Here is a 12,526-nt window from a genome sequence, read left to right as displayed (position 1 = left end):
CTTAAGTTGAATAAATAGGTTACACGATATTGTACATCGGAGAATTCCGGACTTTAATGGATTATTTAGGATGAATATCGATAAAAGAAAGATTGGAGATTAATTTTAAGAGATCAAAACTTAAAGATTATTTTTTTAATAGGATTAGAGGAGGTAGTATATGGGGGCAAGAGAATTTAAACAGTATTTCCAGAATGAAATTGTTAATCAAGGTCTCACGGATATTGGTCACTTTTATTTAAGGTTTAAAGGCTTAAGTGACTATATACTGGCTTTTATAGGGCTAATTATCACATTACCATTGATTGTTCTCTTTACCTTAATTATAAAACTAGAATCAAAAGGTCCTGCTTTTTTTCTTCAGGAAAGGGTTGGCCTTAACGGGAAAATATTTTATATTATAAAACTAAGATCCATGTATTTAGATGCTGAAAAAAATGGCGCGCAATGGGCATTAAAAAATGATTCGCGAGTAACTAAGGTTGGGTCTTTTATTAGAAAAACTAGAATTGATGAACTCCCTCAATTAATTAATATATTAAAAGGTGATATGAGTTTAATAGGCCCACGTCCTGAAAGACCAATTTTTATGAATAAATTTAACAAAGAAATACCTGGCTTTAATAAGAGGTTAGTAGTGAAGCCAGGATTAACAGGTTGGGCACAAGTTAATGGTGGTTATGAAATTACTCCGAAAGAAAAATTGAGATTTGATTTATTTTATATTAATAAAATATCTATATGGTTAGATTTACATATACTTGTAAAAACTATAAAAATTATTTTTACTGGGGAGGGTGCAAGGTAATTTATATAACAATACAACTAAAATTTAATTAATATACTTTCGTTAATTAAATTGGAATTTTTAAGGAGAAAGGTATATGAAAAATTTATCTTTAATAGGTCCAATCTCGCCTCCGATAAGTGGTCCAGGAGTTAAAAATAAATATTTAATAGAAGAACTTGAGAGAAATAATTATAAAGTTGATGAAATAAATACTTTAAACTGGAAAAAAAACATATTCAAGTTACTTAATATAATTATGAAAGATAAGAATAAAAAAGTGATTCTTGCTATTTCAAAAAAAGGAAGATTTATTTTTTTGCCATTTTTATATTTAAAAAAGAGAATCATTAAAGGTTTTGATTATATATTAATACCTGCGGGTGGAGCATTTTATAATGAAATTGTAGGTGTAAATAGCCTTTTTAAGAAAATCCTTATTAAGAGCTTAAAGCAAGCAAAATGTATATTAGTTGAGTCTCATAAATTAAAGAAAGAGTTGAACAGCCTAGGTTTAGATAATATAGAATATCTACCTAACTTTAAACCAATTAAGAGTATTAAAAGTATTGATACTAAAAATAGGTATAAAAAAACAATACCTACAAAATTTGTTTTTTTATCAAGAGTTAGAAGAATAAAAGGAATTGAAGTAGCATTGACCGCATTTTCAGAATTAATTTTGGAAAATCCTGAATTTAAAGATGTAATGACGTTTGACATTTATGGTCCAATAGAAAAAGGATATGAAACAGAGTTTTTGAACTTACTTAAAAAATATAATTTTGCTAGATATAAAGGAAAGGTTGAAATGAATGCTGTAGTAGATACATTAAAAAATTATGATGTTTTTTTATTTCCGACCTATAGTAAAACTGAGGGTTTTCCTGGTGTTTTAATTGATGCATTTAGTGCGGGTTTACCGGTTATCGCCACTGAAATATGTTCCAATGGAGAAATTGTGATTAATGGTGAAAATGGTTACTTAATCAAACCTAATAGTTCAGGTGATTTAAAAGATACATTAAAATTAATATGTAGAGAATTTAAAACACTCGAGGGAATTTCAAGAAATAATTTAGTTAAAGTAGAAAAGTATGATGTAGTTAACGCAGTAAAAATTGTATTAAAATCATTAAAATAAATAGCTAAAGATATAGGTGATCGAAATGAAAAAAAATGTGGTCTTATTATATTCATATGGATTAAAGAATGGGGGAGATATGGCTATTACATTAGGGGCAATAGATTTATTAAAGAATATGGATGTGAATTTAAAAGTATATTCATTGTTTGATAAATCTCATCCCCAATATCAACAAAGTAATAATTTTTTAAAAAATATCCATCCTGATATTGAGATTATTGAATCCCCTTTTACTCTTAATAGAGAAGGTAATATGTCTCAAAAAATTAAAACGTATTTTAATGGCATAAGGATTATTAGTGGGCTTAAAAAGGTACAACTTGAAATTGATATTAAAAAAAGTGATTTTGTTTTTTTTAATGGAGGGAATCTTTTTAGAGCATCTAGTGTAACTGATTATTTAAGATTATCTGCTCTAATGTATCCATTAAGACTTGCCCAAAAACACAATGTTCCGTATTATATTTTGCCCCAATCAGCAGCTAAAATAGATTGGATTGGGAAATTATTAATGGGATCTCCAATTAATAGTGCAAATAAAATATGGGTAAGGGAAAATATTAGTTTCGATTATTTAAATAAGTTATTTCCCAAGGCTAATATTGATAAAAATATCGATTTAGCTTTTAACATAAAAGAAAATTCGGGGCATATAAAAGATGAATATAACTTTACTAAGAAGAAGTGTGTTGCTATTACACTTAGAAACCAGACAATTGGGGATCTCGAAGAATTAGAAGAAAATAAAAATAAAAAGATTTTATATGTATTTAAAAAAGTAATCAATAACTTAATTGAAAAAAATCACCATATTTTATTAGTAGTACAGACTAAAAAAGATTTAAAAATTTCAGAAAGGCTTTTAAAGGAATTTAAGTCTGATGTGCAGTTAATTGAAGAGTATAATCCTTTTAAATTATTAAATATATATAATAAATGTGAATTAATAATAGGCATGAGATTACATTCAATAATTTTAGCAATATCCGCTGGAATTCCGGCTATAGGTTTTTTTGATAAAAGTTGGGGTTTTAAAAACCCTGGTATAATGGAAAAATTTGAGATGGAGTATTATTTCATTGAAAATGATCATCACGAAATAATAAAAACTATGGACAGAATCTTAAATATTGACAATTTGGACCATAAGAAAAAAATTCTAAAAATAATTACACAAGAAAAGGAAAACATAGTGGCTCAGTTGTCAAATGAATAATAATGTCACTTAACTGTTTAGCTATTCTGTCCTATTGAACTAATTTGCAAATTTTCAACAAAAAGGACGAAGGATTTTGAAAAGAATTACAAACCTCCAAAATTATATTAATCAATTGGGTAGAATGCATATTATCCAAATCTATTACAGAATAAAGAAGTTAACTTATACACAATTAGTTAATAAATATTTAAAAAAGTATATTTATAAAACAAATAATTCAAATTATAACCTTAAAAGTTCAATAACATATTTTAGAGATATAAAAGAATATGATTCACCTTTAAAAGGTGAAAACTGTTATATAAAAAAAGTGATAGATGAATCTGAAGAAATACTAAATGGAAGATTTACTTTCTTAAATAAGCGAATCGTTCTTTCCAACGAAAAAATAAATTGGTCAAATATTAAAACTGCTTCATCTCTATGGATGTTTCAATTAAATTACTTTGAATTCTTATATAAACTTGTAGATGCCTATAATTATTCAAAGGATATTAAGTATATTAAAAGATGCGAATCATTAATTCAACATTGGATTGACAATACAAATATCGGGGATAAAAATGCTTGGGAACCCTATACTATTTCCATGAGAATAGTAAATTGGATTTATTTTTGGAAAACTGCAACAAGTAATAATTTGGTATCTGAAACATTTAAAGAAAAATTCATAAATTCCTTACAATTACAAACTCATTACCTTGAAAAAAATCTTGAAAAGGATTTATTAAATAATCATTATACTTCAAACGGAAAAGCTTTATTTTTCATGGGAATTTTGTTTCCTAATTTAGATGAAAATAAAAAATGGTTTAATAAGGGTCTAAATATATTAGAATATCAACTCTTAAGAGAAATTAAAGATGATGGATCTCATTACGAAAACTCAACAAGTTACCAATTACAAGTTTTAAAAGATTATATAGAAGTACTTGTATTATGTAATTACAAACAAGTGACACTTCCAAAAGTTTTTCCACAAAAAATTGAGAGTATGGCGGAGTTTACATTATCTATAACTAAACCAAATAATGAATTGCCAATGTTAAATGATTCAACCAGTTACTATCCAATAAACGTATTAGAAATATTTTCTGTATGTGCTGTTTTATTTAAAAGGGGAGATTTTAAGTTTTTAGGTCAAAAAATCTATCCATTATATTTATTACATTTATTGGGTAAAGACAGTGTAGAGGAATTTGATTTATTAATACCTAAGATGCCTACAGTTCTTTCTATTTTAAATAAAAACAGTGGTTATGTGGTTTTAAGAGATGGTTGGACCCAAAAGTCAAATTATCTTTTATTTGATGGCGGCCAGATTGGTCCAAGACACTGTTGTGGGCACGCACATGCAGATAACTTAAGTATTGAATTGTATGCAAAAGGTGAAAATATCTTTATAGATCCAGGCACTTTTGAATATGGTGATACAGAAACTAGAAATTATTATAGAAGTACCTCTGCCCATAATACGTTATCGATAAATAATTTAAATCAATCTACTTTTTGGGGCGCATTTAGAGTTGGTAAGATTGCACAAACGCAAGAATTAACAACTTCACTATATAAAAACAAACAAAAATGCAGTGCATATCATAATGGATATAAAAGATTAAAACAATCTCCCTACCACTATAGGGATATTACATGGGATAAAAAAGATTCATATATTATTAAGGATACTGTTAAGTGTAAAGGGACAATTGACGCAAAGCTTCATTTTCAAACAAGTGAAAGTTGTTTGAAAGTAAAAGTGGATAATGAAAAATCTAAATGTATACTTTACTATAAAAATGGAGTAGTAGTAGAAATGAGTTTTTATACAAACTCAGATATTTATATTGACAGCTTAATTGGGAGAGTTTCGTATGATTGGAACAAAGAAATTAAAGCCTATAAGATTGAGATTAGCTTTTCGGTAACTAATTTTGATACAGTGACAACTTCTATTGAAATTGATAGTAAATAGAAGTTTTTTATTTTTAAGTTAATTATGGGGGTACAAAATAAAATGGAAGAAAAAAAAGTATTGTTAATAACACAATATTTTCCACCTGATATTACAGCGGCTGCTTTTAGATTAGTAGATATGTATGAAGCTTTAAATCGTGAAAATTTTAAAGTTACAGTAATAACCTCTTTACCTCAAAAAGCACAATTAGAAGAAATTCAAGAGGACACTAATGTGTTCAGAGTTAAACTTAAAAAAATAAAACAAAAAAGAAAAATATTTTATATTTTTAATTATTTACAGTTTATGATTAAAGTTCTGTATATCGGGATTTTCACCTTAAAAAAAGAAAAATTTGATTACATAATAGTTACTTCACCGCCAATTTTTGTTGGACTTGCAGGAATCATAATTTCAAAAATAAGAAATATTGTATTGATTTCAGATATTAGAGACCTGTGGCCAGAAAGTATATTAGTAAATGGTATATTAAAGAAAAGTAGTGTTATATATAAAATATTCAAAAAAATGGAAATACTATTATATAACTATTCTAATAAAATCACTTGTGTTTCCAAAGAGATGAAAAAGTATATAACAAAACAAGAAATAAATGATGAAAAAATTTCTGTTTTATACAATGGAGTTAGTGAAAAGTATATAAATTATCATAACAAGTTATTTTACACTAAATCTTTTTCTGAAAATTCAACATTTAAAATAATGTATGCAGGAAATATAGGGATATATCAAAATTTAGACATGATTATTCAGTTAAATCAATACCTATTTAATAAAAACGAAAAACAAAAATATGAATTTGTTTTAATAGGGGAAGGAATAGAAAGAAAGAGCTTGGAAGAAAAAGCAAGAAAATTAGGGATGTCAAATGTTAAATTCCTGGGACCCAAGACAAAAGAGGATGTAATAAGTTTGTTAAATAACGCAGATGCATTATTTTTGCCATTAGTTGAGGATAAAATTTTAGAAAAGACGATCCCGTCCAAATTATTTGATTATTTACTGCATAATAAACCAATTATTACAAACATCAGTGGCGAAGGTAAAGAAATACTTGACAAACTTCAGATAGGGATTTACTTCAAGGCATCTTCGGTAGAAAACTTATATAAAGCTTTAAATTATTTAAATAGTAATTATAATCTATTAGAATCAAATGCAAGGGAAAATAACCATTATGTTAAGAATAACTACAATAGGATTAAATCATTTCGTGAATTTTGTAAAACATTAAATTAAGTATCGGAGAATAATATGGTCAGTTTACAATATTATAAGAAAATCGAAAAACTTACTTTTTTAGTATTAATCCTTTTTGTGTTCTCCTTATCTTGGGAATCTGTATTTGCTATCCCTTTTTTAGGTGCTATTTCAAGTTTATTTGGGGGATTCTTATTTTTTATTGCAATTTTTTATTTATTATTTAGAGACTATATTTATAAACCTTCACCATTATTTGTACTTGTAGCTATATTTTTTATTTGGGGAAGTATTAGTTTAGTTTGGTCAACGAACCAAGTGGTTACACTTAATAGAATTTTTACAAATTTACAATTATTTATAATGTGTTTTTTAATGTTTCAACTAATTAATAACTCAAAAAACATAACTATTTTATTTCAATCTTATATATTAGGTGGATACATTGTATTCATTGGTGTTTTATATAATTTTTTAAGTGGTAATTCGTTTACACAGACTGTAGAGAGGTTTGTTATAGGAACTATTGATCCAAATGAATTATGCTTAACGGTTATTCTAGGGGTTCCCTTATCAAGCTATTTATTGAGCTATATAAATAGTAGATTTATGAATATTTTAAATAGATTTTATCCATTGTTCGCTACTCTTATTGTATTTTTTACTGGCTCTAGAACCGGGTTAGTATTGCTATTTATTTCATTAATTTACGTTTTTTTTCTTTCCGAAACTAGTAAAAAATTTAAAATAATAAAAGTATCTTGTATCTTGGTGATTCTTCTGATTATTTTTACAGTTTTAAAGGATTCCATAATTTTGTCACTTCCTAATATGCAAAGATTCTTTATGATTGAACAAGAAATTAATAGCGGGCAATTTGGCAACAGAGAGTATATTTGGAAGGGTGGAATAGATTTATTTTTAAAAAATCCGATGTTAGGAATAGGCGTAGGAACCTTTAGCTTTGAAATAAAAGACTATATTGGAGAAATGAAAGTAGCCCACAATACTTTTTTATCAATATTGGTTGAGCAGGGGATAATTGGTTTCAGTATTTATTTGTCTATTTTTCTCGGTATTTTCATTAGCAGCACTAAACTTCTAAAGGAAAATATGTTCTTAGTATGGGTGATTACAATAATTATTTTAATGGGTACGTTTACTTTAACATTCGAACATAGGAAAATATTATGGGTTACTATACTTTTCCTAATTGTATTTATTAAAGTAAAAAGGTCTGATATAGGTTGAAAAGGATTTCAGTAAATAAATTCTCAAAGATATTTTTAAGTAATGTTTTTAATCAATTATCTACTTTTTTTATTATGACAATTTCAATAAAAATTCTTAGTGTCTCACAATACGCATCATTTTCGTTGTATATATCTTTAATATTAATAACCTCGACTATATTAAATTCAGGTTTGAATGTTTCTTTTATAAAAAAGTATACAGAATTTAAACGAGTTGAAGATAAGATAAAACTTGAAAAAACAATCTTAACTTTTAACATAATTTTATTAATTATAATGATTATATTGTTCCTGCCTGTGTCTATTATATTTAAAGAGTTAATCCCAATGTTTAATATTGAGGGTGGATCTGTATATTTTTCACTATTATGCGGAGCTGTATTTAATTTATGGAACATGTTTAGATATATAGAACAAGCAAAAGGGAAGTATGAATCATTCGCTTTGATAACGAGTATATATTCTTTAAGTAAAATAATATTTTTTTCTTTATTTTGGTGGTATGACCTTATTACTATAAATAATTTAATCGGTTCTATATATTTTTATCCCTTTATAATCCTAATGCTATTTAATTTAGTAAGGGTAATAGGGGATAACGATTATAAAAAGTATAAAATTAAAATAAGAGAGATCCTTTATTTTTTAAAAATTATGGTGAAATATGCAAGGTGGGTTTCGTTATCGAATGTTGCTTTCCTTTTGATATCTAGATCTCCACAATTTTTTTTAGCGAATTATTCAAGCGATAAAGATGTTGCAATGTATGGAGTTGCTCTAACGTTTATTTCCGTATTTTCACTTTTTAATAATTCACTTAGGACTATTATTTTACCTGAAGTAACATTAATGAATATTAAAAATATTAGCGATTACACTAGATTTTCCAAATTAATTTCATCAAAGAAGAAATTATATTTCATTATATGTACTGTATTTATTTTAGGTATATCAATTTTTCAAGCGATTTTTTTGGAGAATATATATGTTGATTCGATATTTATATTTCTAATTATGGCCATTGGCCAGGTTATAATTATCTATATAGGAATATTAAATACCGCAATTCACTCTATAGGTCTTCCTAATATAGACGCTATTAATAACGTATTAAGATTATTATTTGTATTAACCTTTTTGATAATGTTACCAAAATCTGTTTATGTTGTATCCTTCATTTATGTTTTTATCACACTTTTAGGTGAGGTCCAATTAAATAGATTACTAATAAGAGAACTAAAAAGGAGGTAAGGATGAAGTTAAATCTTTTGTTTATTATAAATAGCTTTTCAATTGCAGGTGCAGAAAAACTGGTTTATGCATTATCTAAAAATATCGATAAAAACTTATTTAATATATATATATGTAGTATTGGTCTATCTAAAAATGAGAATGAAAATAACTTAAGAAAAGAATTAGAAGAAAAACATGGTATTAAAACATTCTGTTTAGAAAAAAAGAAAAATAAGAATAGGCTAAATGCCATCATTAAGTTAAGAAAGTTTATTAAGAATAATAAAATAGATATTGTACACTCTCATTGTCCGAGTCCAGATTTTTATGGATTAATTTCAAGCCTAGGCCTTATTAAAGCAAGGTTTACGACCATTCATTCAACTTCGGGATATAGTAAGAATAGAATGAAAATATTCTCTATTTTTTTTACTAATATAGTTTGTATTTCTGATATGGTTAAATCTTATAGTTTAAATGTATTAAAATTGTCAGAGAAGAAAATGGTTGTAATAAAAAATGGGATTGATTTAACTCCTTTTCTAAAAGAGAAAAAAATCGTTAGAGAGAAAAATAATAATAAAATAAAAATAATAAGTGTAGGGAGAGTCGTTAATGCAAAAGGGTATGAATACCTAATTAACTCACTGGAGAAATTAAAAGATATTAATAAAAATATCCACCTTACTATAATTGGAGAAACTAGTGCCGATAAAAATTTATACCATAATTTATTAAATTTAATAAAAAATAAAGGATTATCTGATAATGTAGAATTTTTGGGAGTAAGGGATGATGTTCCAAAGTTATTACTATCTTCAGATATTTTTGTTTCATCCTCAATTGTAGAAGGGTTTGCTTTAGCGACTATTGAAGCTGCAGCAGCAGGGTTACCTATAGTTGCAACTGATGTTGGCAGTATTAGAGAGTTGATAGATAAAGATTCAGGAATTGTTGTAAATTCTAGAGATACGGTAGCTTTATCTAATGGAATATTAAAATTAATACAAAAGCCAATTTGGGCTCGTCTTTTAGGTGAAAATGTAAAAAAAATATCTATTAATTTGTTTTCAATTAAGTCAACTGTAATATCTCATGAAGCATTATACAAAAGTAAAATACGCTAATTAGAGCAAATTCAAATTAATAAATTTAATAAGGGGTTTTAAAAATGGAAAAAATATGTGTGGTTGGACTAGGTTATATTGGACTCCCTACGGCTGCTATGTTTGCCAAAACCGGTTATGAAGTTGTAGGAGTAGATATAAATGAGAATGTTATTAATCTCCTAAATAATGGTGAAATTCAAATTAAAGAAGTTGGACTGGATGATTTAGTTAAAAAAGTCGTTCGAGAAGGTAGGTTAAGAGGATCTATTACTCCTGAAACAGCAGATTTATTTATAATTGCTGTTCCAACTCCAAACTATTCGAATCATACTGCTAATCTTGAATATGTTAAGGCTGCAATAAAAAATATTTTACCATATCTTAAGGAGGGGAATACTGTAATAGTTGAATCAACAATTCCTCCTAGAACTATTGATGATATTATTGCACCAATTATTAGCATTGATGGTTGGAATGTAGGTGAAGATATTTTCTTGGCCCATTGTCCAGAAAGGGTATTACCTGGGCGTATTTTAATTGAATTAGTAGAAAATACACGAATTGTTGGCGGCATTAATGAAATATCTTCTATAAAGGCTGCACAGAAATATAGTTCTTTTGTAACTGGGGAGATCATTAAAACAAGTGCGGTTACTGCCGAAATGTCAAAATTGATGGAAAATACCTATCGTGACGTTAATATTGCTTTGGCAAATGAACTTGCTAAAATATCCGACAAACTTGGAATAAATACCTTAGAAGTAATAGATATAGCCAATCATCATCCAAGAGTTAACTTGCACCAACCAGGACCTGGAGTTGGTGGTCATTGTTTGGCTGTTGATCCATATTTTATTATTGAAAAAGCACCTAATGAATCACCATTAATAAATAATGCAAGAAGAATTAATAATTCAATGCCAGAGTTTGTTGTAGATCATATCGAAAAAATAGTTGAGAAGAAAGGGAAGATTGCCGTATTTGGTTTAACTTATAAGGGGAATATTGATGATGTACGTGAAAGTCCAGCATTGGATGTAATAGGTTTATTACAAAAAAAGAATTTCGATTTATCAATTTATGATCCCTATATTAGACAAGAACAAGTAAGATTTACACTTTCTACCTTCGATGAAGCTATTCATAATGCAGATTGTATATTAATATTAACCGATCATAGCAAGTTTAAAGGGTTAGATGAGGTGAAAATCCATACAAAAATGAGAACCCCAATAATTTTTGATACCAAAAATCATGTACAAATAAATAGTGAATCTATTAAATATTATAATTACGGTAATTTATATAAGATGTCTAAGAAAAGCTTAGTGGTTACAACATAATTTATTTTTATTTAGTTTTTTAACTAGCAAGCTAAGTTTAAGACAAAAAGTATTTATAGAACTCATTTTTAATAAAGATATATTTATTATGGTAATATCAGTTCCTAAATCAAATGTACTAGTATAATTAGTAACAGATTTTTAGAACTAAAGAGAAGATGGACAATGGAGTGAGGAAGAAGTGGAAATATTAGTAACTGGTGGGTCAGGTTATATAGGCAGCCATACGTGTATAGAACTATTAAATGCTGGTTTTGAAGTAATTGTGGTTGATAACTTTTGTAATAGTAATAGACAAGCATTGGAACGTGTTAGGAAAATAACAGGAAAAAAACTAAAGATATATGAAATTGACCTATTAGATAGGGAAGGTCTTTGTGACGTCTTTTATCATAATAGTGTTAAGGGTGTGATACATTTTGCTGGATTTAAGGCGGTCGGAGAGTCTGTTCAAAAACCTCTTCACTATTACAATAATAACTTAGGTAGCACTATTACACTTTGTGAAGTAATGCAGGAGTTTGGTGTGAAAAAAATGGTATTTAGTTCATCAGCAACTGTATATGGTCCAACAGAAACTGTTCCTCTAAAGGAAGAAATCCCACTTGAAGCAACCAATCCCTATGGTAGAACTAAGCTAATATTAGAGCAGATTTTACAAGATATTCACGTAGCGGATAATGAGTGGAGTACTACATTTCTACGATACTTTAATCCGGTTGGTGCACACGAGAGCGGTTTGATTGGGGAGGATCCGAATGGTATACCTAACAATTTGACTCCGTATATCACTCAAGTAGCGATAGGAAAATTAAATAAACTGAGTGTATTTGGAAATGATTATCCTACACATGATGGAACGGGTGTACGTGACTATATTCATGTGATGGATTTGGCAGTTGGACATCTTAAAGCCTTGGATCAAGTGTTAACTAACAATGGTGTTAATGTATACAATCTTGGTACTGGACAGGGTTATAGTGTTTTGGAAGTTATTAGAACTTTTGAGGAAGTAACCGGCATACCTATCCCATTTGAAATTACTGGCCGACGACCAGGAGATATTGCAATTAGTTATGCTGACCCAACAAAGGCAAGACTAGAACTTGGTTGGCATGCTCAAAAAGGTTTAGAAGACATGCTTCGAGATGCATGGCGATGGCAAGAAATGAATAAAGAAGGATACTTGTCCAAAGATAGATTAATACCCTGATAGTATTTTAATGGTAACCAGTGTAAATTACGTTCCTTAATTATTTA

10 protein-coding genes are annotated in these 12,526 nt (G+C 27.7%); all 10 read left to right on the top strand.

Going from position 1 to position 12,526, the window contains the following annotated elements:
- Positions 1 to 160 precede the first annotated feature (160 nt).
- The gene (locus KOL94_RS14860) at positions 161 to 808 is read left to right on the top strand and encodes a sugar transferase (protein ID WP_221567175.1); all 648 of its coding nucleotides are present in this window, start codon (positions 161 to 163) and stop codon (positions 806 to 808) included.
- A 76-nt stretch (positions 809 to 884) separates the two neighbouring features.
- Complete coding sequence (locus tag KOL94_RS14855; RefSeq protein WP_221567174.1) at positions 885 to 1,931, top strand: glycosyltransferase family 4 protein; 1,047 nt, start codon at positions 885 to 887, stop codon at positions 1,929 to 1,931.
- A 25-nt stretch (positions 1,932 to 1,956) separates the two neighbouring features.
- On the top strand, positions 1,957 to 3,150 hold the full coding sequence (locus KOL94_RS14850) for a polysaccharide pyruvyl transferase family protein (RefSeq protein WP_221567173.1): 1,194 nt from the start codon (positions 1,957 to 1,959) through the stop codon (positions 3,148 to 3,150).
- Between the two features lie 76 nt (positions 3,151 to 3,226).
- Entirely contained in the window at positions 3,227 to 5,125 is a 1,899-nt protein-coding gene (locus tag KOL94_RS14845) for an alginate lyase family protein (RefSeq protein WP_221567172.1), read from the top strand.
- 42 nt (positions 5,126 to 5,167) lie between these two features.
- Positions 5,168 to 6,367 (top strand): glycosyltransferase family 4 protein, encoded by a 1,200-nt coding sequence (locus tag KOL94_RS14840; protein ID WP_221567171.1) that lies wholly within the window; start codon positions 5,168 to 5,170, stop codon positions 6,365 to 6,367.
- 15 nt (positions 6,368 to 6,382) lie between these two features.
- On the top strand, positions 6,383 to 7,579 hold the full coding sequence (locus KOL94_RS14835; protein ID WP_221567170.1) for an O-antigen ligase family protein: 1,197 nt from the start codon (positions 6,383 to 6,385) through the stop codon (positions 7,577 to 7,579).
- Positions 7,580 to 7,908: 329 nt separating this feature from the next.
- Entirely contained in the window at positions 7,909 to 8,832 is a 924-nt protein-coding gene (locus KOL94_RS14830) for an MATE family efflux transporter (protein ID WP_221567169.1), read from the top strand.
- Between the two features lie 2 nt (positions 8,833 to 8,834).
- On the top strand, positions 8,835 to 9,941 hold the full coding sequence (locus tag KOL94_RS14825; protein WP_221567168.1) for a glycosyltransferase: 1,107 nt from the start codon (positions 8,835 to 8,837) through the stop codon (positions 9,939 to 9,941).
- Between the two features lie 44 nt (positions 9,942 to 9,985).
- Positions 9,986 to 11,266 (top strand): nucleotide sugar dehydrogenase, encoded by a 1,281-nt coding sequence (locus KOL94_RS14820; RefSeq protein WP_221567167.1) that lies wholly within the window; start codon positions 9,986 to 9,988, stop codon positions 11,264 to 11,266.
- A 181-nt stretch (positions 11,267 to 11,447) separates the two neighbouring features.
- Complete coding sequence (galE, locus tag KOL94_RS14815) at positions 11,448 to 12,479, top strand: UDP-glucose 4-epimerase GalE (protein WP_221567166.1); 1,032 nt, start codon at positions 11,448 to 11,450, stop codon at positions 12,477 to 12,479.
- Positions 12,480 to 12,526 lie beyond the last annotated feature (47 nt).

Origin of the sequence: Alkalihalobacillus sp. TS-13 (assembly GCF_019720915.1) — a bacterium.
In the GTDB taxonomy this organism is placed as follows: Bacteria; Bacillota; Bacilli; order Bacillales; family Fictibacillaceae; genus Pseudalkalibacillus.
This window is presented reverse-complemented; position numbering and strand designations above follow the sequence as displayed.

Excerpts from the sequence above, each read along its gene's own strand:
- KOL94_RS14825 (WP_221567168.1), top strand. The coding sequence starts at position 8,835 with ATGAAGTTAAATCTTTTGTTTATTATAAATAGCTTTTCAATTGCAGGT.
- KOL94_RS14820 (WP_221567167.1), top strand. The coding sequence starts at position 9,986 with ATGGAAAAAATATGTGTGGTTGGACTAGGTTATATTGGACTCCCTACG.
- KOL94_RS14855 (WP_221567174.1), top strand. The coding sequence starts at position 885 with ATGAAAAATTTATCTTTAATAGGTCCAATCTCGCCTCCGATAAGTGGT.
- KOL94_RS14850 (WP_221567173.1), top strand. The coding sequence starts at position 1,957 with ATGAAAAAAAATGTGGTCTTATTATATTCATATGGATTAAAGAATGGG.
- KOL94_RS14835 (WP_221567170.1), top strand. The coding sequence starts at position 6,383 with ATGGTCAGTTTACAATATTATAAGAAAATCGAAAAACTTACTTTTTTA.
- KOL94_RS14860 (WP_221567175.1), top strand. The coding sequence starts at position 161 with ATGGGGGCAAGAGAATTTAAACAGTATTTCCAGAATGAAATTGTTAAT.
- KOL94_RS14840 (WP_221567171.1), top strand. The coding sequence starts at position 5,168 with ATGGAAGAAAAAAAAGTATTGTTAATAACACAATATTTTCCACCTGAT.
- KOL94_RS14830 (WP_221567169.1), top strand. The coding sequence starts at position 7,909 with ATGTTTAATATTGAGGGTGGATCTGTATATTTTTCACTATTATGCGGA.